This is a genomic window from Candidatus Pelagibacter sp. (genome assembly GCF_052049995.1).
GTDB lineage: Bacteria > Pseudomonadota > Alphaproteobacteria > Pelagibacterales > Pelagibacteraceae > Pelagibacter.
Window position 1 is genome coordinate 157,543 of record NZ_JBNGYX010000003.1, and the last position, 20,614, is coordinate 178,156.

The window sequence follows — 20,614 nt, forward strand, 5'->3', positions numbered from 1 at the left end:
CTAAATAGAAACTTATTAAAAATGATAAATTATTTAAAAGCTAAATTATTTTCGTCAAATAAATGACATTTATTTAGATCAAAACTTAAGCTTAAACTGTCTCCAATATTAGCTGAATTATCACCATCTGTTTGAACAACTAATGGTTCCCCATCTTTCTCTAGATATAGAAATGTAGATGAACCTAATTTTTCAATTACGAATACCTTGCTATTCCAGCATTTTTCACCAGTATTAATTAATATATGTTCAGGTCTGATACCAATCTTTACACTATCGCCAGGTAAAACTTTATCTGAAGTTTTTGGAACAATAATTTTTCCTTGTCCTGAAATTTCAACTTCGGTTCCAGAGCTATTAGAGCTTATAACTTTAGAATTGATAAAGTTCATCTTTGGTGAACCAATAAAACCACCGACAAATAAATTTTCTGGTTCATTATATAATTTTAAAGGTGATCCTTTTTGAGATACTATTCCATGATCTAATACAACTATGTCATCTGCAAGTGTCATTGCTTCAGTTTGATCGTGAGTAACATAAATCATTGTTGCATTTAATTGATCATGTAATTTAGCAAGCTCTACTCTCATCTGAACTCTTAAAGCTGCATCTAAATTAGACAAAGGTTCATCAAATAAAAATACTTTTGGCTTTCTTGTAATTGCTCTACCAATTGCAACTCTTTGTCTTTGTCCTCCTGACAATTGTTTTGGTTTTCTCTCCAAGTATTCCTCAATTTGAAGAATTTTAGCAGCCTCCATAACTCTCTCTGTAATTTCTTCTTTAGATTTTTTTTCAATTTCTAAACCAAAAGCCATGTTATCGAACACTGTCATGTGTGGATACAAAGCATATGATTGAAAGACCATTGCTATATTTCTTTCTGATGGTGGAAGATCATTAATAACTTGTCCATCAATTGAAATTGTTCCTGAGTTAACCTCTTCTAAACCAGCAATCATTCTTAGCATTGTTGACTTACCACAGCCACTTGGCCCAACAAATACAGTGAAAGATTCGCTTTTTATGTCTAGAGATACATCTTTGATGACATGTGTAGACCCAAAAGATTTATTTATATTCGAAATATTTATCTCTGCCATCTTGAGTTAATATTGTTTTTAAGTATTTATTCATAATTTTTAAGTTAATTCAATCATGATTAATTTTATTAATTATGATATCTTTAACTAAAATGAAAATTTTAAGAGATAGTTTTGGTAGAACTTTTCCATATATAAGGCTTTCAATTACTGATGTATGTAACTTTAAATGTGGATACTGTTTACCTAATGGCTATCAAATTGATAAGAGCGACAATAGAAAATTTCTTCACTTAGAAGAAATTAAACGTTTAGCAAAAGTTTTTTCAAAATTGGGTGTATGTAAAATTAGACTTACCGGTGGCGAACCAACGGTAAGAAAAGATTTTTTTGATATAATTAAGATCTTGAAACATGAAGCAGGAATAAAAAAAGTTGTAATTACCACAAATGGTTATCACTTAGATAAAAAAGCAAAGATGTTAGTGGATAGTGGTTTAAATGGTATTAATATTAGTATTGATAGTTTGGATAGAAATACATTTAAAAAAGTTACAGGTCATGATCGATTACCTGAAATTTTAAAAGGAATACAAAATCTTCAAGATTTATATTTTGAAAATATTAAGATTAATGCCGTGCTTTTAAATGGAATAAATTCATCTTATAAAGATTTTGAAACTTGGGCAGAATTTATTAAAGCTAACAAAGTTAATTTTAGATATATAGAATTAATGCAAACAGGAGATAACGTAGAATATTTTAAAAAATACCATATGTCTTCGAAAATCTTCAAAGAATACTTAAATAAAAATAATTGGATTTTTCAAACATTAGGCAAGGATGCAGGGCCATCACTAAATTTTATCAATCCAGGATATAAAGGGAAATTTGGAATTATAGCGCCTTACTCTAAAGATTTTTGTAGAAGTTGTAATAGATTAAGAATTACATCAAGAGGAGATCTTAGATTATGCTTATTTGGCAACACTGGAATAAGTATAAGACATTTGTTGCAAAAAGATAATCAAATAGATGAATTGCAAGATCTCATAATGGGACAAATAAAATTTAAAAAAGAAACCCACTATTTAGAGCTTGGTGAAACTGGTTTAACTAAAAATTTATCTACCACAGGCGGCTAATGTCAAAATTAAAAATTATAAATCAAGATGAACTTAAAGATTGGGCGAAAGAAATATTTCAAAAAAATTCTTTCAACATGGTTGATGTTTCTTCAAAAAAAGAAACTTTTAGAAGAGCTCTTGCGTCGGGTAAAATTTATGTAGGAAAAGAAGTTTTTAATCTAATTAAAAATAAGAAGATGCCTAAAGGAGACCCTATTACTTTAGCTGAGATATCAGCTTTGCTGGGTGTAAAAAAAACAAGTGAACTTATTCCTTTATGTCACCCACTTCCAATTGACCATATAGCTACCAAAATAACTTTGAATGAATTAGACAGTTCATTAGAAGTTTTTTGTGTGGTTTCAGCAGTGGCAAAAACAGGTGTTGAGATGGAAGCTATAATGGGTGTTAATTCTGCCTTGATAACAATTTACGATTTAAGCAAAATAGTAAATCCACATCTTAAAATTGATAACGTAAAATTGTTAATTAAAGAAGGTGGAAAAAGTGGATTATGGAAAAACCCTGATGGACTTCCAGATTTTTTAAAAAATATTTTTTAATGAAAGTATCAGTTGAATTATTTGGCGTAGCAAGAGAATTTAGTACTAAAGCGCATTTAGACTTTGAATTAGTTGAAAATTCCTCAATTAAAGATCTAAGAAACCAAATGATAGATTTTGTTGATCTAAATTTTAGAGGAAATGAAACATTCAAAAAGATTATTAAATCATCAGCTTTTTGTTCCTCTGATGATAAAATTGTCTCAGACAATTATAAAATAGTTAAAAAACAAAACTTTAGCATTATACCTCCAATAGGAGGCGGTTAATGCTACATGCTAAAATTATTGATACTTCAAAAAAAGAGAGTATTGAAATTTCGAAAGCAGAAAATTTTTTAAATCAATCAAAATTTGGAGCTATAATATATTTTGTTGGAACTGTAAGAGATTTAAATGAAAATAAATTAGTAACTGGTATTACTTATGATACCAAAGACAGTATGGTGATCAGAAGTTTTGAGGAAATTTACGAAGATGCAGATAATAAGTTAAGTATTAAAGACAAAGCAGTATTTATTGAGCATGTTAAAGGATATGTGGGTTTAAAAGAAAAAAGTATTATTATTGGTGTAGCTTGCAAACATAGAGATCAAGCATTTGTATTGTCTAGATATATAATTGAGGAAATTAAAAAAAGATCACCGATTTGGAAAAAAGAACATTATAAAAATAAAGAAAGCGAATGGTTAAAGGGGATATCTTTAAATAATTAAAATGATAAAATTTAAAAGTTCAGAAGTTACACCAGAAAATATTTATAAAAACAGAAGATCGTTCATTAAATCTATAGGTCTTGGTGCAAGCTCTTTAGCGATATCTGCTATACCCTTTGCAAATAAATCTTTAGCAAGTGAAAGAAATAAATTAACAAGTTATAAGGACATAACGACCTATAATAATTATTATGAATTTGGAACATCAAAAAGTGACCCTTATAGAAATTCTCAAACATTTAAAACAACGCCTTGGGAAATAGCTATTGAAGGGGAAGTTGAAAAACCAATTAAATTATCAATGGAGGAAATCTCAGAAATGTTTATTTCTGAAGAAAGAATATATCGACTAAGATGTGTTGAAGGTTGGTCAATGGTTATCCCATGGATGGGTTTTTCTTTAAGCGAATTACTATCAAAAGTTAAACCAACTAATAAAGCAAAATTTGTTGAATTTGAAAGTGTATATGATCCTGCACAAATGAAAGGACAAAGATACCCTGTTTTAAACTGGCCATACAATGAAGGCTTGAGAATTGATGAGGCAATGCATCCTTTAACTACGGTAGTCACAGGTTTATATGGCAAAAAACTTCCAAATCAAAACGGAGCACCATTAAGAATTTTTATTCCTTGGAAGTATGGTTTTAAAAGTGCAAAAGCAATTGTTAAAATTAAATTTGTTGAAAATATGCCTACTTCTTCATGGATGTGGGCTTCTCCGAGAGAGTATGGATTTTATTCGAATGTAAACCCAAATGTAGATCATCCTAGATGGTCACAAGCAACTGAAAGAATAATTGGCGAAGGGGTTTGGGCGCCAAGAGTAAAAACACTGATGTTCAATGGCTATGGAGATGAGGTTGCGGGCTTATACGCTGGTATGGATCTTAAAAAATATTTTTAATGAAAAAATATTTAAAACCAGGTGTATTTTTTTTAAGTTCAACTCCATTTTTAATAATTTTATACAAAATTTTTTTAAATAAACTTGGCCCTGAACCAGTAAAAGAAATTACTCATTTTACGGGTGAGTGGACTTTAATATTTATTTGCCTAACACTATCTATGAGTCCTCTCAAAAGATTTACAAAATTAACTGTGTGGATAAGTTTCAGAAGAACATTGGGTCTTTTTGTTTTTTTTTATGCAACGCTTCATTTATTAACTTATGTAGGTTTAGATTATAGATTTAATTGGTCTCCCATATTAGACGATGTTGTTAAAAAAAAATATATATTCATCGGTTTTGCAGCATGGTTACTTTTACTCCCTTTGGCTGCTACATCTTCCCAAAAAATGGTTAGATTACTAAAAAATAATTGGAAAAAATTACACAGATTAATTTATGTAATCGCAATTTTTGGATCCCTTCATTATATATGGTTATCAAAAACAATTTTTTTTAGACCTTTGGTTTATTTAATAATTATACTTGTTTTGTTAGCTTTAAGAATTAAGATTAAAAATAGGAATATAAATTATGGATGAAAATTTAAAAAAAGAAATTCAATCAGCTACCCTTGAAAGATTAATGAGTCATTTAAATGAAAGAAAAGATGTTCAAAATATCGATCTAATGAATTTAGCTGGTTTTTGCAGAAATTGTTTATCTAGATGGTATAGAGAAGAGGCAGAAAAAAAAGGAGTAGAGATATCTGATCCAGATGCCAGAGAACATATATATGGAATGCCTTATTCTGAATGGAAAGAAAAATATCAAAAATAATTATTTTTCTTTGAGTCTTGGAAATAATTCAACAAAGTTACAAGGTTTGTGATTAATATCTAATTGATGTTTTAAGATCTCATCCCATGCATCTGTTACACCACCTGAGGAACCAGGTAACGCAAAAATATATTTTCCGTTAGATAAGATTGCACAAGCTCTAGATTGAATTGATGATGTACCAACTGTTTTTAAGCTAATTGTTCTAAAAACTTCTCCAAATCCAGGTATATGTTTATCAGCAATTTCTTCTAATGCTTCAGGAGTTATATCTCTCCCTGTAAGACCTGTTCCTCCGGTAGTAATTATGACGTCTATATCTTTTTGGCTTGTCCATTCTTTTAAAATTTTGACAATCTCTTCTTTATTGTCTTTGCAAATTTTTCTATCAATTAATTGATGTTTAGCTTCTTTAATTTTTTCAACCAAGATTGAGCCTGATTTATCATTATCAAATGTTCTTGTATCTGTTACAGTCAATAAAGCTATATTTACATCCATAATTTAAAAATGATTATATTATCAATTCTTTTCTTTGTAACGGCATTAATATACGCAAGTATTGGTTTTGGAGGAGGGTCAACATATCTTGCAATACTTTTAATTTGGGGTGTGCCTTACACAATATTTCCCATTATAGCCCTTGTATGTAATATTATTGTAGTATCTGGTAATTCTATTAATTTTATAAGATCTAAAAATATAAACTTTTATTTACTATTTCCTTATTTAATAGGCTCCATACCTTTTGCCTTTATTGGAGGATCAATAGTAATTGAAAAAAGTTTATTTGAGATTTTATTATTTTGTGTTTTGTTAGCTGCAGGAATTTTTTTATTAATTGAGAGTCAATCTTTTAATAAAGAGCAAATTAAAATTAATCAAATACCAAAATTACTGTCAATTTCTATTGGATCGATAATTGGCTTTATGTCAGGGTTAGTAGGAATTGGTGGAGGAATATTTTTAAGCCCTATTCTATTTTTAATGAAAGCTGGATACCCTGTACATATCACCAGTAGCGCATCTTTATTTATTTTAATCAATTCTATCTTTGGAATAGCTGGACAACTGACAAAGAATCAGGCTTTAGATCAAGTTATTAACTATTGGCCATTATTTTTAATTGTGCTTATTGGGGGACAAATTGGTAGCTTCTTAAACATTAAATTCTTATCGAACAAAATTTTAGCTCTTCTAACTTCATTTCTTGTAATTTTTGTCGCAATAAGAATGGGAATTAAACTTATGGTTTAATATTGAATAAATTTACTTTTAAGATATTTAGAGCATTATGAAAAATATCAAGCCTTTTGGTCCATCTATAGGAAAAACAAAAATTTCAAAGAAATTTTTAGATATCTTAAATAAAGAGATTGATAATAAAGTTTTAACAAAAAAAAATGATTATAGTTCTAAATTAGCTAGTCAGATTAAAAAAGAAATTAAAATTTCAAATAATTTTTTAAAAAAAAATTTGGAAAAGGAAATAAAAAAAAATATCAAAAATTTTCTTAAAAATGAAAAGATTAAAAAAGTGAAAGATATAAAGATATTAAATTTATGGGTAGTTAGTCAATTTAAAGATGAGTATAATCCTATCCATTATCATGATGGAGATTTATCTGGCGTTGGTTATTTAAAAGTACCAAAAAATATGACTAAAAATAAATTTTTAAAAAACAAAAAAGATAAGACTAACGGCACAATTGATTTTATAAACGGACAGAGAGGCTTTTTAAGCAAAAGTATTTATAATGTTGTGCCTAAAGAAAGAGACTTAATAATTTTTCCAAATTATTTAATGCATACTGCTTATCCATTTAATATAAATTCTGAAAGAAGATCCTTTTCTTTTAATGCAAAAGTTATTTTAACCAGATAGTTTTAAAATATTTACAGCATACAATAAAGCAATTGTAAAAATTAAACACTTTGATTGTTTCCACCTTTTTTAACAAAGTAAATACCTATACAAACTGCAATTAAAGAAACTAAAACCTTTAACGTTATCAATTCTCTTAAAAATATGTATCCTAAAATGGTTCCAAAAATTGGTATCAAATAAGAAACTTGAGATTGAAAAATTAATCCGTTTGTAGTCAAAATTCTAAAACGTAACAACCAAGCAATACCTGTAGGAACAATTCCTAAATAAATTACCGATATCAAAGAGTCTGTTCTTGGTATATCTTGAAAGGGCTGTTCAATAAAAAATGTTAATGGTAACAAAATAATTATTGCCCAAATTAAAATAGATCCTGTTACATTTTCGTTTTTTTTCTTACTTATTTTTAGTGTTAATACCCCACCTACAACATAACAGGTGGATCCAAGTAATATCAATAAAGCTGATACAAAATTATTTTCATCTATTAAAAGTTTATCAGAAAATAAAAAAACTATTCCAGAAAACCCAATTAAAATTCCAATAGTTTTTACTAAATTAAATTTTTCGTTTTTTGTATAAAAATGAGCTAGCACTGTGGAGCTTAAAGGAGTAGTTGACATCAATATAGCTGCCAAATTACTTTGAACTGATTTAACTCCATAAGCAATTAGAAAAAATGGAGCTACCAAATTAATAAACCCTATCATTGCAAACCAATGCCAATCTTTAGAAAAAGCTTCAACTTTAATATTTTTAAAATAACACAATAGTAAAACTGGAATTGCTCCAAAAAATACCCTTAGGAAAGCAATTGTAACTGGGCCAAAAGAATAAGTTGCTATTTTTATATTAAAGAACGCAGAAGCCCATATTAGAGATAATATTGTTAATAGAAAGTAATCAATTAATTTTGGTTGTCTCATTCAGTTATCTCTTTTATCTCACCAGAAGTTAATTCAATTAAATTTTCAAAATTTATTTCGAAAACCGCATTAGGATGGCCTGCAGCTGCAAAAATAGAAGAAAATCTATTTAAAGTTTCATCAATCAAAATTTTTAATTTTTTTAAATGTCCTGTTGGAGATACTCCGCCAATTGTATATCCAGTAATTTTTTTAACATCTTCTGGGTTGGCCATTGAAACATCTTTTTCACCTAAAATTTTTTTTAATTTATTTAATGAACACCTTTTGTCTCCAGAAACTAAACATAAAACAAAACTATCCCCTGCTTTAAAAAGTAAGCTTTTGACAATTGCCCCTACTTTGCAACCTAAAGCTGTAGCTGCATCGTTAGCTGTTCTTGCAGTTTGCTCTAAAACAATCACTTTAAGATCTGGGTTAAATTGTTTTAGAGATTTTTCTGCTCTTAAAACTGGCTCTTTATTTAATATTGAATTCACAGATTTAATATATTTATTATTTTAGTGACTAATTACACTACTTATGTGAAAATTGCATAGGTGTTATTTATTAAATAAGCAATATTTTTAAGCATTTTTTTGCTAATTAGGCCAAACAAAATTACATAGGAGACAAAATGAGTTCAGCAAACGTATTAAAATTTATCAAAGAGAAAGAAGCAGAATTTGTGGATCTAAGATTTACTGATCCAAGAGGAAAATTGCAACATTTAACAATGGATGCTTCAGTAGTTGATGAAGGTATGTTGAACGAAGGTGTATTTTTTGACGGTTCATCTATAGCTGGTTGGAAAGCAATTAACGAGTCTGACATGATTTTAAAACCTGATACTACAAGAATGTTTATGGATCCTTTTACGTCTCATAATACTGTAGTTTTGTTTTGTGACATTCTAGATGCAATTAAGAAAGATCCTTATGAAAGAGATCCAAGAGGTGTTGCTAAAAAAGCAGAAGAATATTTAAAAGCTTCAGGTATAGGTGATAAAGCCTTTTTTGGACCTGAGCCAGAATTTTTTGTGTTTGACGATGTAAGAATCAAAAATGATATGAATGAATGTGGATTTAAATTAGATAGCAAAGAAGGTCCTTACAACTCAGGTAAAGAATATGAAAATGGAAATATGGGTCATAGGCCTCAAATTAAAGGAGGATATTTCCCAGTGCCACCAGTTGATAGTGAACAAGACATGCGTGGTGAATATCTAAAAAATTTAAAAGAAGTTGGTATTAAAGTTGAAAAACATCACCATGAAGTTGCTCCTAGTCAGCACGAACTTGGAATGTATTTTGGAACTTTGGTAAACCAAGCTGATAACGTACAATTATATAAATATGTTGTTCAAATGGTTACACATTCATTTGGAAAAACCGCAACTTTTATGCCAAAACCAGTTGCTGGCGATAATGGCTCAGGAATGCACATCCATCAATCTATTTGGAAAGGCGATACGCCGGTATTTTCAGGTGATGCGTATTCTGGATTAAGTGAAACTGCACTACATTACATTGGTGGAATTCTTAAACACGCTAAAGCAATTAATGCTTTTGCTAACTCTACAACAAACAGTTACAAAAGATTAATTCCTGGTTTTGAAGCTCCAGTTCTTCTTGCATATTCAGCAAGAAATAGATCAGCTTCTTGTAGAATACCGATCACATTAAGCAAAAAAGGTGCTAGATGTGAAATTAGATTTCCAGATGCTGCTGGAAACCCGTATTTAACTTTCGCAGCTATGTTAATGGCTGGAATTGACGGAATTAAAAATAAAATACATCCAGGTGAGTCTTTTGATAAAGATTTATATGAGTTACCACCTGAAGAAGTAAAAGCCATACCAACAGTTTGTGGCTCTTTAAGAGAAGCAATGGAAAGTTTAGATAAAGACAGAGAGTTTTTAACTCAAGGTGGTGTCTTTACTGACGATCAAATTGATGCTTACATAGCTCTAAAGTTTGAAGAAATTCACAAATTTGAACATGCACCTCACCCTGTAGAGTTTGAGATGTATTACAGTAGCTAATAAAATTAATTACTGTCTAGTTGTTGCAATTGTATCTTTGTTAACACCTTTTTTGACTACATAATCCTGTGTTCCATTAGCACCGGTTTCCACTTCTTTACGTAGTTCTTTAAAAAATGTTTTTTCTTTTAAAGAATCTTTTAGGTTTTTAACAAGATTTTTAAACTCAAATTTGTTCATAAAGAATCTATATATCAGATATGCATATAATGCAATACAGATATGCAAGTAATGGGATAATACAACTTATGATATTTTGAAGGACTCCCCGCAACCACATCTCTCAGTTTCATTAGGATTATTAAATACAAATGACGAGGATAATTCCTCTTTTTTATAATCCATTTCAGTACCAAGCAGATACATAATAGCAGCTGAATCAACGAATACTTTGACACCCTTATCCTCAATAACTTCATCGTTAGGATTTAACTCTTTTGTATACTCCATTACATAGGACATCCCTGCACAACCACCTGATTTAACTGATACTCTTACACCAATAGAATCTTTTTCAGCATTAGACATTATCTCTTTTATTCTTAAAGCTGCGTTATTACTTAACTTAATTATCGGGTTCATTACAAATTCAATTCCAATTTTGCTGCTTCTGACATCATATCTTTATTCCATGGAGGATCCCAAACTAATTCAAGATCAACATCCTCAATACCTTCAACTTGCATTGCACCTTCTTTAACTTCTTTTGGTAAACTTTCTGCAACTGGACAGTTTGGAGTTGTCAGTGTCATTTTAATAATAGCAAACTTTTCATCTTTTACTTTTATATCATAAATCAAACCTAATTCGTAGATATTTACAGGTAACTCAGGGTCATAAATTTTTCTTATTTCCTCAATTATTTCATCTTTTTTTGTCATAATTTAATTCTCAGTTTTTACTTCCTCTGTTTTTTCATCAAAAGCCGAAACCATTGTATGCCAAGATAAAGTTGCACATTTAACTCTCATTGGATATTGCTTAACACCAGATAAACACATTAGTTTAGTTTTTTCATCTTCGCTCAAGTACTCAGATTTTAATTCAGGATTTTCCTTAATCATGTTTAAAAAGTCCTCAACTATTTCTTTAGCCTCATGCTCATTTTTTCCTTTAATTAGATCTGTCATTATAGAAGCTGAGGCCATTGAAATCGCACAACCACTCCCTTCGAAGGATGCGTCTTCTACGATTTTTTGTCCATTTAGTTTTAGGTAAACATGAACATTATCACCACAAAGAGGATTATTACCTTTAGCATCTTTATTAAAACCTTCTGTCTTTCTAAGATTTCTGGGATTCTTGCCGTGTTCTAATATAATTTCTTGATATAGCTCTTTTAAATTCATTATAAATTAAATATTTTTTTACAGTTGTTTATTGACTGGTTTAGCTGATCTAAATCTTCTTTTGTATTATAAATACCAACTGATGCTCTTGCACTAGCTGGGATATTTAATTTATCATGTAGAATTTGACAACAATGATGTCCTGCTCTTATTGCAACACCGTCTTCATCTAAGATAGTTGCAATATCATGAGGGTGAACTCCTTCTATAGTGAATGATAAAACCCCACCTTTATTTTTTGGATTTCCTATAAGTTTAACTGAGTTATTTTTTTGTAACAGCTCTTGTCCATATTCAACTAGATCTGCTTCATGTTTCATAACATTTTCTATACCAATGCTATCTAAAAATTTTATTGATTGGTCGAAAGCAATTACTTGTGCTGTGGCCATTGTTCCTGCCTCGTATTTATTTGGCAATTCGCCATAGGAAATCCTATCTTTTTTAACTTCATTTATCATTCCTCCACCACCTTGATATGGAGGTAATTCTTCTAACCATTTTTTCTTGCCGTAAAGAACTCCCAAACCTGTAGGTCCATACATTTTGTGACATGATATTGCATAGAAATCACAATCTAAATCTTGCATATCTAATTTTAAATGTGGCGCTCCCTGACATCCGTCGACTACAACAATTATTCCTTTTGAATGTGCAAGCTGGGTAATTTCTTTTACTGGTAAAATTGCACCTGTTACATTCGACAGATGAGTAATAGAAATTAATTTTGTTTTTGGGGTTATTTTTTTTTCTATTTCCTCAAGAGTGATTTCACCTTCTTCATTTATTTCAGCAAAATTAATTTTTATATTTTTTGATTTCCTCAAGAAATGCCATGGTACATAATTTGAATGATGTTCTAGTTCTGTAATTAATACTTCATCACCTTCCTGAAAATAGCTTTGACCCAATGTATTAGCAACTAAATTTAATGCTTCGGTAGCACCTTTTGTAAATACAATTTCATTTTTATCTTTAGCGTTAATATATTTTTGAACAGACGTTCTTGTAGTTTCATACAAATTAGTAGCAGCAACTGCAAGATAATGAACACTTCTACCAACATTTGAAAATTGTTTGGTATAAAATTCATTAATTCTATCCACAACTATCTTAGGTTTTTGAGATGAATTCGCACTATCTAAATAAACTAGATCATTATTTTGAATTTTTTCATCAAAAATTGGAAATTCTTTTTTTATCTGATCAATATTCATTCTCTAATTCCAATCATATTTTTTATTAAGTTTTTTATTTCTGAGTCAGTAATTTTTTCAACAACGTCGAGTAGAAATCCATTAATTAAAAGCTCTCTTGATTGTTGGTAACTTAGACCTCTAGACATTAAATAAAATATAGAATCCTCATTTAAACTACCTGACGCTGAACCATGCGAACATTTAACATCATCGGCATAAATTTCTAGTTCTGGTTTTGCGTTAAACTCCGACTCTTTATTTAACAATATTGCTTTACTTAATTGATAGCCATCTGTTTTCTGAGCATAAGAATTTACAAATATTTTTCCTTGATAAACTGCTTTAGAACTTTCATCTAAAACACTTTTAATCAGTTGATAACTTTTTGTATTTTCAGTTAGATGATTTATAATTGATCTGATTTCATGATGTTTATCATTATTCAATGAAAAAACACCATTTACAAAAGCTGACGCATAAACTCCATTTAAATTACAATTTATCTCATTTTTAGAAAAATTTGATCCAGAGGATAAAATAAATGTTTCGGAAATACTGTTCTTATCTTGATCAATATTGTTAAAAGAATATTTAATATTTTTATTATCAAATTTATCTACTTTATAATTTTTTAAAACTGCATTTTCCTTTAACTCAAAGTTATAAAATATGTTTAAAAAGTTTTTTTCAGATGTGTCATTAAATAAATCAATTAATCTTAAAGAACTATCTTTATCTAGTTCAAAATTAAGTCTTAAATTAATATTTTTAGACCAAATTTTGGAGTTTGTTGTATGATAGATAATTAAAGGTTTTGTTAATTGATAACCTTTTTTTACTAATATTTTAAAACATTTATTAGTAAAAGCATTGTTCAAGTCAGATAATGAATTGCTATTTTTAAATTCATTAATAGTTTCTGATTGATCAATTATTTCTATTTGATCTTTTTTTTCATATTCAAAATCAATTTTTTCGATTCTACCATTTATAAAAACTATTTTATTATGCTCTAATCCATCTACAAATACAGAGGTATCAACTTTATTAGTAGATGTTTGGTCATTATAGTAACTAAGTTCTCCAATATTATTTTTTATTATTTGATTCAAATCTGAAAATTTCCAATCTTCCTCTTTTCTATTTGGAAAACCTTTGTCTATAAAATTATCTAAACAAAATTTTTTTATCTCAATATCTTTTTGAGATAAACTTAAATTTTTTATACTGTTATAAAAATCTTTTTGTAATTGTTCTTTCATTTAATTAAAATTTTCATATCCTTTTTTCTCTAATTCTAAAGCTAGATCTGGACCACCAGATTTTACAATTTTTCCATTCATCAAAACATGAACAAAGTCAGGTTTTATATAATCAAGTAATCTTTGGTAGTGTGTAATAATTAAAAATGAATTATTTTTATCTCTTAATGTGTTAACTCCATCTGCAACAATCTTTAAAGCGTCAATATCTAAACCGGAATCAGTTTCGTCTAAAATTGATAGTTTTGGCGCTAGCAACGACATCTGTAAAATTTCATTTTTCTTTTTTTCACCTCCGGAAAAACCAACATTTAGTTGTCTGTTTAATTTTTCCTCATCAAATTTAAGTTTTTTAGATTTTTCTTTTACCAATTTAAGAAATTCAATAGCATCAAGCTCTTTCTCACCTCTAGCTTTTCTCACAGCATTTAAAGAAGTTTTTAAAAATATATTTGTATTTACACCTGGAATTTCTAAAGGATATTGGAAAGCTAAAAAAATACCCTTGTGTGCTCTTTCCTCTGTTTCAAGTTCAAATAAATCTTTTTCTTCAAAAAGAACTTCACCAGAAATTTCATAACCTTTTTTTCCAGATAGAATATTTGATAATGTACTTTTTCCAGATCCATTAGGACCCATAATTGCATGAACCTCACCAGGATTTATATCAAGCGATAGCCCATTTAAAATAGACTTTTTATCAATCGTTGCATTTAAATTATTTATTTTAAGCATATTAACCTACACTTCCTTCTAGACTAATACCTACAAGTTTTTGTGCTTCTACAGCGAATTCCATTGGCAATTGTTGCAATACTTCCTTACAAAAACCGTTAACAATCAAGCCAACAGCTTCCTCTGGATTTAATCCTCTTTGCTGACAATAATGTAATTGCTCTTCACTAATCTTGGATGTGGTCGCCTCATGAGCAATATTTGACTCAGAATTTTTATTTTTTATATAAGGAACAGTGTGAGCTCCACATTTGTTACCCATTAATAAAGAGTCACACTGAGTATAATTAGTTGAATTTTTGGCTTTTGATGAAATATCTACTAAACCTCTATAAGTCATATCTGAACTACCAGCTGATATTCCTTTCGAAATTATTTTACTTTTAGTATTTTTACCTAGATGTATCATTTTAGTACCTGTATCAGCTTTTTGATGATTGTTAGTAATTGCTATTGAATAGAACTCACCAACAGAATTATCTCCTTTAAGAATACAACTAGGATACTTCCAGGTAATTGCAGAACCTGTCTCAACTTGTGTCCATGAAATTTTTGAATTTTTTCCTTTGCATAAACCTCTTTTTGTTACAAAATTATAAATTCCACCTTTGCCATCTTTATCGCCTGGATACCAATTTTGAACTGTTGAATATTTTATTTCTGCATCGTCGAGTGCAACTAACTCTACATTAGCAGCGTGTAATTGATTTTCATCTCTCATTGGAGCTGTACATCCTTCTAAGTAACTTACATAACTGCCTTTATCAGCTATAATTAAAGTTCTTTCAAATTGACCTGTATTTGATGCATTAATTCTAAAATAAGTTGATAGTTCCATTGGACATCTAACACCTTCTGGAATGTATACAAATGAACCATCTGTGAATACTGCTGAATTTAATGTTGCAAAAAAATGATCACTTGTTGGAATTACAGATCCTAGATATTTTTTAACTAGCTCAGGGTGATTTTGAATTGCCTCTGATATAGGGCAAAATATAATTCCTTGTTTAGTTAATTCATCTTTAAATGTAGTAGCTACAGAAACTGAATCAAATACAGCATCAACAGCTATTCCATTTAATCTCGCTTGCTCTTGCAAAGGAATTCCAAGTTTTTTATAAGTTTCTAAAAGTTTAGGATCCAGTTCATCTAAGCTCTTTGGCTTATCTTCCATACTTTTAGGTGCAGAGTAATAATATAAATCTTGATAATCTATTTTTGGAAATTTAGGTTTCTGCCAATCTGGTTCTTTTAATACTTTAAATCTTTCGAAAGCTTTTAGTCTAAACTCAAGCATCCATGCGGGTTCTTTTTTAATATTAGAAATAAATTTAATAACATCTTCATTCAAACCTTTTGGGGCTTGAATATTTTCTATGTCTGTCGAAAAGCCATATTTATAGTCTTTTAAATTATTTATCTCTTTTTGTCTGTTATCCATTCTAAACTCTTGTTTCTTTATTGTGATTTAATAAATCTTTTAAGCTTTTATTTTCAAAGAATGTATTTATGTGGGTCTCTAATTCATCCCAAAGATTGTGAGTTATACATTTTGTGGCTTTACCGTTACATCCTCTTTTTGATTCTTTTTTACACTGAACAGTTTTTACTTTTTCATCAACAGCATTGAATATATTTGTTAATTTAATATCATTTGGGTTTTTATTAAGAACATATCCTCCTTGAGTTCCTCTAATACTTTTAACAATTTCATTTTTTTTTAATTTAGAAAAAATCTGTTCTAGGTAATCTAAAGATATACCTTGTCTTAATGATATGTCTCTGAGTGATACTGGATTGATGTTATTAAACCTAGCTAAATCAACTAATGCCATAACAGCGTATCTACCTTTTGATGTAAGTTTCATTTTTTACCCTTAAATTGTGGGTTTTTATACATACCTGACTAAAACGGTCAAGTTTATAGTATAAAAAAAAACTAACATATTGTCGCTGACTTATGATAAACGTACATTTTTTTTGAGAATAATAATCAATATCGATTATGGATAACAAAATTTTAGAAATATTTATACCTGGTCCTGCAGGAAGACTCGAGGCAAAATATTACAAAAGTAAAAAAAATACATCCCCAATTGCTTTAGTATTACAGCCCCATCCTCAATATGGAGGAACTATGAATAACAAAGTAGTAGTAGATACTTTTCATACATTTATGGATAATGATTTTTCAGTTTGCAGAGTAAATTTCAGAGGTGTTGGTAAAAGTGATGGAGAATTTGATAATGGTCAAGGTGAACTTGCTGATGCTGCAGCGGCTTTAGATTGGTTAGAAAGAGAAAATTTCGACAATTCACAATGTTGGGTTTCAGGTTTTTCATTTGGATCTTTAATTGCAATGCAATTATTAATGAGAAGACCAGAAATAAACAGATTTGTAGCTATTTCACCTCAACCAAATGTTTATGATTTTTCCTTTTTATCTCCATGTCCAACTTCAGGCTTAGTTGTTTATGGTAAAAAAGATGAATTGGTACCAGTAGAATACCTTGCAGAGTTAGATAAAAGATTAAGTGCTCAAAAAGGAATTAAAGTAGAATTTAATGCAATACTAGAGGCTAATCATTTCTTTTCAAAAACAAGTGATGCTTTAGTTAAGCATCTTGATAAATATATAAAAAAAGAAACAGCACTTTATTAAAAGTTTTCTACCAGTTTTCCACCCACTGTAAACTCTGTACATCCAGTTGTTGCACTAAAAGAAATTGGTAAATTTAAAAAAGACCTTATTGCCAAAAATCCGAATGCCTGTGACTCAATATAATCACCATTTAAATTATAATTGTCTATAATTTCTAAAGTAATATTATTTTCATTTGATATGTATTTTTTTATACAATAAATTAAATTACTATTTTTTCTTCCACCACCACAGATTAAAAATTTAATACTGTTTTTTTGGCTAATATATTTTAGTCCTTCTGCAATCAAATATGCTGTAAAATCTGTTATAGTAGCACAACCATCTTCTAGTGATAAACCTCTTGCAAAAGATACATCAAAATTTTTAATATCCAATGATTGGAAGTAAGAATTTATTTTAAAATTATCTATTGCCTGATTTAGAATTAATTGATCAACTTTTCCTGCATCAGCAAGTTCACCATTTTTATCAAATTTTTTATTAGAATTATTTCTTACCCATTCATCAATTAAACAATTACCTGGGCCTATATCAAAAGCAGAAAGGTTATTTTGAAAATTATCAGAGTCATTAATAACTTTTGTAACATTTGCGATACCACCAATATTGAGGAAACCTATTGGAAATTTAATATTAAAATTTTGATTAATTTTTTTTGATAAAATATGATGAAAAATTGGTGTTAAAGGTGCACCTTGACCATTATTTTGAATATCCGCTTGTCTAAAATCATATATTACTTTTTTTTTTACCATTTGAGATAACAATTTCCCATCTCCTAATTGATTGGTAATTTTCTCATTTGGGTTATGAAAAATTGTTTGACCATGAAATCCTATCAAATCAATAGGATATTTATATTTTTTTAATGTTTGATTAACTGCATCGGCATGAAAAAGAGTTAAATTACGCTCTAATTCTCTTAATTTTTCTGAATTTTGTAAAAGATCTTTTTTTGTTAAAACTAAATCTCTTAATCGAACTAACTGATCCTGAAGATTTTTATCATACTCATAATAATTATCTAAAATATTTGAAAATTCATCGTATCCATCTGAACTAATTATAGATAAATCAATACCATCCATAGATGTTCCGCTCATTAATCCAATTGCAGTGTATAATTTTTTTTTCATTGATATGTTTTTTAAAAAAAATTTGTATATTGTAACTATAGACTTATGAATAAATTTTTAAAAGAATTTAAAGATAGAGGTTTTTTCTATCAATGCACAAGTGAAGATGAATTATCTAAACAATTAGATAATGAAAAGATAAAAGGTTACATAGGTTTTGATTGCACGGCTGAAAGCTTGCATGTAGGTAGCCTGTTACAAATAATGTGTTTGAGACTACTTCAAAAAAACGGACATCGACCAATAGTTTTACTTGGTGGAGGAACTACAAGAATTGGAGATCCGTCTGGTAAAGATAAAACTAGAAAAATTTTAAGTGAAGAAGAGATTGAAAAAAATATTAAAAATATCAAAAATATTTTAAAAAAATTTTTAGATAATGATGATCCGAATACAAAACCAATATTTGTAAATAACTATACATGGCTTAAAGGCTTAAATTATATTTCTTTTTTAAGAGATATAGGAAAACATTTCACTATAAATAAAATGTTAACATTTGATAGTGTAAAACTTAGATTAGATAGAGAACAGTCGCTGAGCTACATGGAGTTTAATTATATGATTTTACAGGCATATGATTTTCTTGAATTAAATAAAAAAGAAAATTGTGTTTTACAAATTGGAGGTTCAGATCAGTGGGGAAATATTGTCAATGGCGTCGAGCTTATTAAAAGATATTCTAATAATCAAACTTTCGGTTTAACAACACCCTTAATTACACTAGCAACTGGTGCCAAAATGGGAAAAACTGAAAGTGGGGCTATTTGGTTGGATGAAAAATACTTATCAGCTTATGACTATTGGCAATTTTGGAGAAACGTAGATGATAGAGATGTAATTAAATTTTTAAAAATGTTTACTGAAATTGAAATTAAGGAAATAGAAACAATTAAAGATAAAGATATAAATGAGTTAAAAATACTGCTTGCTAATAAAACCACAGAAATGTTACATGGAGAGGAAGCAGCTAAAAATTCTGAACAAGCAGCGAAAGAAGCTTTTTCTGGAAACACTCTAGGTACGAGCTTACCTAAAGTTAATGTTCAATCAAATAAAATAGAAAAAAAAATAAATATAGTAGACCTTGTTTTATTATCTAAACTAGAAAACTCAAAAAGCGAAATTAGAAGACTAATAAAAGGGAACGCTGTAAAAATAAATGATAGTGTTATTTCAAATGAAAAATTTGAAATCAATAAAAGTTTATTTAAAGATAATTATCTTAAACTTTCCCTTGGAAAAAAAAGACATATTAAAATAGAAATAAATTAATTTTTTTTAATTTTCTCTAAAGTTCTTGTAATAAACCTAGGTGTTAAGGTCTTTATAGGATTTACAGTAGTTTCTAAATCTTTAGGCGGACCTTTAATTTTAAAGCTGACTCCAAAAACACCCTCACCCACTTTCTTTCCAATCAATAAATCTCCAAGTAAAGGTATTGAGGCAATAGATCTGTTGATTGTTGTAGCTGGAACTAAGGTTCCTCTTAAACTGATTAATTTATTTTTCTCAATGTATCCTTCCAGTAAAATAGATATTGCTGGGCCAATTGCGTATAACTCTTGAATTTTGATAAGTTTATCTTGATTTGTAAAATTCATTTCAAGATCTGTAAATCTTATACCCTCTCCAGTAAGTAAGTCAGATATTCCCTGAAGAGATGCAAGGGCCAACAACTTGGCTAGTGCTGGAATTTCCTTAACTTTAAAGTTATCAATTACTAATTTTGAAGTTGAAACTCCATTTTTTTTCAAAGAATAAAAGTCTAAATATCCCTCTCTGTCATCTTTAAATCCTTTAATGAATTTATATCTATCTACTAGGGGTTTTGCCCTAGATGAGAAAAGGGTAGTAATTTTTTCACCTTGATTATTTGTTTTAATTGTAAATTTTATATTTTGTGAATTGTTATAAAAGGCTAAAATATCTGCTTCTTCTACTTTGTTATTAATAATATTTATCTTCCCTTTTAAATCCTTAACAAAGTGTATTTTATCGAAGTAAACTTCATTAAAATTTAAGTCCATACTTATATTATTTTCAAAAAGATTATTTTCTTTTTTATCATCGGTATCTAGCAAATTCGAAATTAAAGAATTTGCATTAAATAAAGTGCCATTAATTAAATATTTTTGGCCTTCTACCTTTTTTATATTGTAATTATTTTTTTTGTTTTCTGTATCTAAATAATTAAAATTTGCCTGATCAATTTTTATTATTTGATTAGAATCGTTAAGAAATAAAT

Annotated in this window: 26 protein-coding genes and 1 pseudogene; 12 read left to right on the forward strand and 15 right to left on the reverse strand. The window is 28.8% G+C overall.

Annotated elements, in window-relative coordinates; genetic code table 11:
• Positions 1-29 precede the first annotated feature (29 nt).
• Positions 30-1,106, reverse strand: a complete 1,077-nt coding sequence (locus tag ACTT9Y_RS04110) for an ABC transporter ATP-binding protein (protein WP_440933132.1) — start codon at positions 1,104-1,106, stop codon at positions 30-32.
• A 92-nt stretch (positions 1,107-1,198) separates the two neighbouring features.
• Between ACTT9Y_RS04110 and moaA the strand changes: the two genes are divergently transcribed.
• Genes moaA through ACTT9Y_RS04145 form a run of 7 tightly spaced genes read left to right on the forward strand, consistent with a single transcriptional unit; the run spans position 1,199 to position 5,180 of the window.
• Entirely contained in the window at positions 1,199-2,191 is a 993-nt protein-coding gene (gene moaA, locus ACTT9Y_RS04115) for a GTP 3',8-cyclase MoaA (protein WP_440933133.1), read from the forward strand.
• Positions 2,191-2,736, forward strand: a complete 546-nt coding sequence (gene moaC, locus ACTT9Y_RS04120) for a cyclic pyranopterin monophosphate synthase MoaC (protein WP_440933134.1) — start codon at positions 2,191-2,193, stop codon at positions 2,734-2,736. The genes moaA and moaC overlap by 1 nt, the downstream gene beginning before the upstream one ends.
• Complete coding sequence (locus ACTT9Y_RS04125; protein ID WP_440933135.1) at positions 2,736-3,005, forward strand: MoaD/ThiS family protein; 270 nt, start codon at positions 2,736-2,738, stop codon at positions 3,003-3,005. The genes moaC and ACTT9Y_RS04125 overlap by 1 nt, the downstream gene beginning before the upstream one ends.
• Positions 3,005-3,451, forward strand: a complete 447-nt coding sequence (locus tag ACTT9Y_RS04130; protein ID WP_440933136.1) for a molybdopterin synthase catalytic subunit — start codon at positions 3,005-3,007, stop codon at positions 3,449-3,451. The genes ACTT9Y_RS04125 and ACTT9Y_RS04130 overlap by 1 nt, the downstream gene beginning before the upstream one ends.
• Before the next feature lies 1 nt (position 3,452).
• Positions 3,453-4,358 (forward strand): protein-methionine-sulfoxide reductase catalytic subunit MsrP, encoded by a 906-nt coding sequence (msrP, locus tag ACTT9Y_RS04135; protein ID WP_440933137.1) that lies wholly within the window; start codon positions 3,453-3,455, stop codon positions 4,356-4,358.
• The gene (locus ACTT9Y_RS04140; RefSeq protein ID WP_440933138.1) at positions 4,358-4,942 is read left to right on the forward strand and encodes a sulfite oxidase heme-binding subunit YedZ; all 585 of its coding nucleotides are present in this window, start codon (positions 4,358-4,360) and stop codon (positions 4,940-4,942) included. The genes msrP and ACTT9Y_RS04140 overlap by 1 nt, the downstream gene beginning before the upstream one ends.
• Positions 4,935-5,180, forward strand: coding sequence for a DUF1244 domain-containing protein (locus tag ACTT9Y_RS04145; RefSeq protein ID WP_440933139.1), 246 nt, complete (start codon positions 4,935-4,937; stop codon positions 5,178-5,180). The genes ACTT9Y_RS04140 and ACTT9Y_RS04145 overlap by 8 nt, the downstream gene beginning before the upstream one ends.
• Here the strand turns inward: ACTT9Y_RS04145 and moaB are convergent, their stop codons facing one another.
• Positions 5,181-5,681 (reverse strand): molybdenum cofactor biosynthesis protein B, encoded by a 501-nt coding sequence (moaB, locus tag ACTT9Y_RS04150; protein WP_440933140.1) that lies wholly within the window; start codon positions 5,679-5,681, stop codon positions 5,181-5,183.
• A 9-nt stretch (positions 5,682-5,690) separates the two neighbouring features.
• Here moaB and ACTT9Y_RS04155 point away from each other — a divergent pair, with 9 nt between their 5' ends.
• Together ACTT9Y_RS04155 and ACTT9Y_RS04160 are read left to right on the forward strand one after the other, a co-directional pair.
• Complete coding sequence (locus ACTT9Y_RS04155; protein ID WP_440933141.1) at positions 5,691-6,437, forward strand: sulfite exporter TauE/SafE family protein; 747 nt, start codon at positions 5,691-5,693, stop codon at positions 6,435-6,437.
• A 37-nt stretch (positions 6,438-6,474) separates the two neighbouring features.
• On the forward strand, positions 6,475-7,065 hold the full coding sequence (locus ACTT9Y_RS04160) for a putative 2OG-Fe(II) oxygenase (RefSeq protein WP_440933142.1): 591 nt from the start codon (positions 6,475-6,477) through the stop codon (positions 7,063-7,065).
• A 41-nt stretch (positions 7,066-7,106) separates the two neighbouring features.
• On the opposite strand, the gene ACTT9Y_RS04165 is transcribed toward ACTT9Y_RS04160, so the two are convergent.
• Both ACTT9Y_RS04165 and ACTT9Y_RS04170 read right to left on the reverse strand, forming a co-directional pair.
• Positions 7,107-7,994 carry a DMT family transporter gene (locus ACTT9Y_RS04165; RefSeq protein ID WP_440933143.1) on the reverse strand — a complete coding sequence of 296 codons (888 nt, stop codon included), beginning with the start codon at positions 7,992-7,994 and terminating at the stop codon, positions 7,107-7,109.
• Positions 7,991-8,473, reverse strand: a complete 483-nt coding sequence (locus tag ACTT9Y_RS04170; protein ID WP_440933144.1) for a YbaK/EbsC family protein — start codon at positions 8,471-8,473, stop codon at positions 7,991-7,993. The genes ACTT9Y_RS04165 and ACTT9Y_RS04170 overlap by 4 nt, the downstream gene beginning before the upstream one ends.
• 137 nt (positions 8,474-8,610) lie before the next feature.
• Here ACTT9Y_RS04170 and glnA point away from each other — a divergent pair, with 137 nt between their 5' ends.
• Positions 8,611-10,017 carry a type I glutamate--ammonia ligase gene (gene glnA / locus ACTT9Y_RS04175; RefSeq protein WP_440933145.1) on the forward strand — a complete coding sequence of 469 codons (1,407 nt, stop codon included), beginning with the start codon at positions 8,611-8,613 and terminating at the stop codon, positions 10,015-10,017.
• A 9-nt stretch (positions 10,018-10,026) separates the two neighbouring features.
• Here the strand turns inward: glnA and ACTT9Y_RS04180 are convergent, their stop codons facing one another.
• The 9 genes from ACTT9Y_RS04180 to ACTT9Y_RS04220 all read right to left on the reverse strand — a co-directional run bounded on the left by ACTT9Y_RS04180 (position 10,027) and on the right by ACTT9Y_RS04220 (position 16,433).
• Positions 10,027-10,197 carry a hypothetical protein gene (locus tag ACTT9Y_RS04180; protein ID WP_023855029.1) on the reverse strand — a complete coding sequence of 57 codons (171 nt, stop codon included), beginning with the start codon at positions 10,195-10,197 and terminating at the stop codon, positions 10,027-10,029.
• A 66-nt stretch (positions 10,198-10,263) separates the two neighbouring features.
• Positions 10,264-10,599, reverse strand: a complete 336-nt coding sequence (locus tag ACTT9Y_RS04185) for a HesB/IscA family protein (RefSeq protein ID WP_440933146.1) — start codon at positions 10,597-10,599, stop codon at positions 10,264-10,266.
• Positions 10,599-10,898 (reverse strand): SUF system Fe-S cluster assembly protein, encoded by a 300-nt coding sequence (locus tag ACTT9Y_RS04190; RefSeq protein WP_072091217.1) that lies wholly within the window; start codon positions 10,896-10,898, stop codon positions 10,599-10,601. The genes ACTT9Y_RS04185 and ACTT9Y_RS04190 overlap by 1 nt, the downstream gene beginning before the upstream one ends.
• Positions 10,899-10,901: 3 nt before the next feature.
• Positions 10,902-11,366, reverse strand: a complete 465-nt coding sequence (sufU, locus tag ACTT9Y_RS04195) for a Fe-S cluster assembly sulfur transfer protein SufU (RefSeq protein ID WP_440933147.1) — start codon at positions 11,364-11,366, stop codon at positions 10,902-10,904.
• Positions 11,366-12,583: an aminotransferase class V-fold PLP-dependent enzyme gene (locus ACTT9Y_RS04200; RefSeq protein WP_440933148.1), complete on the reverse strand. Its 1,218-nt coding sequence runs from the start codon at positions 12,581-12,583 to the stop codon at positions 11,366-11,368. The genes sufU and ACTT9Y_RS04200 overlap by 1 nt, the downstream gene beginning before the upstream one ends.
• A complete protein-coding gene (locus tag ACTT9Y_RS04205; protein WP_440933149.1) occupies positions 12,580-13,827 on the reverse strand; it encodes a SufB/SufD family protein in 1,248 nt (415 codons plus the stop codon). The genes ACTT9Y_RS04200 and ACTT9Y_RS04205 overlap by 4 nt, the downstream gene beginning before the upstream one ends.
• Positions 13,828-14,562: a Fe-S cluster assembly ATPase SufC gene (sufC, locus tag ACTT9Y_RS04210; RefSeq protein WP_440933150.1), complete on the reverse strand. Its 735-nt coding sequence runs from the start codon at positions 14,560-14,562 to the stop codon at positions 13,828-13,830. It lies immediately after the preceding gene.
• Between the two features lies 1 nt (position 14,563).
• On the reverse strand, positions 14,564-16,006 hold the full coding sequence (sufB, locus tag ACTT9Y_RS04215; RefSeq protein WP_440933151.1) for a Fe-S cluster assembly protein SufB: 1,443 nt from the start codon (positions 16,004-16,006) through the stop codon (positions 14,564-14,566).
• A 1-nt stretch (position 16,007) separates the two neighbouring features.
• Complete coding sequence (locus ACTT9Y_RS04220) at positions 16,008-16,433, reverse strand: Rrf2 family transcriptional regulator (protein WP_440933152.1); 426 nt, start codon at positions 16,431-16,433, stop codon at positions 16,008-16,010.
• Between the two features lie 149 nt (positions 16,434-16,582).
• Between ACTT9Y_RS04220 and ACTT9Y_RS04225 the strand changes: the two genes are divergently transcribed.
• Positions 16,583-17,227, forward strand: coding sequence for an alpha/beta hydrolase (locus ACTT9Y_RS04225; RefSeq protein ID WP_440933157.1), 645 nt, complete (start codon positions 16,583-16,585; stop codon positions 17,225-17,227).
• On the opposite strand, the gene ACTT9Y_RS04230 is transcribed toward ACTT9Y_RS04225, so the two are convergent.
• Positions 17,224-18,366 carry an anhydro-N-acetylmuramic acid kinase gene (locus tag ACTT9Y_RS04230; protein ID WP_440933153.1) on the reverse strand — a complete coding sequence of 381 codons (1,143 nt, stop codon included), beginning with the start codon at positions 18,364-18,366 and terminating at the stop codon, positions 17,224-17,226. The genes ACTT9Y_RS04225 and ACTT9Y_RS04230 overlap by 4 nt on opposite strands.
• Before the next feature lie 45 nt (positions 18,367-18,411).
• Between ACTT9Y_RS04230 and tyrS the strand changes: the two genes are divergently transcribed.
• Positions 18,412-19,641, forward strand: coding sequence for a tyrosine--tRNA ligase (gene tyrS, locus ACTT9Y_RS04235; protein ID WP_440933154.1), 1,230 nt, complete (start codon positions 18,412-18,414; stop codon positions 19,639-19,641).
• Here tyrS and ACTT9Y_RS04240 read toward each other — a convergent pair.
• Positions 19,638-20,614: pseudogene (locus ACTT9Y_RS04240) on the reverse strand (hypothetical protein); the annotation flags it as partial. The gene tyrS and the pseudogene ACTT9Y_RS04240 overlap by 4 nt on opposite strands.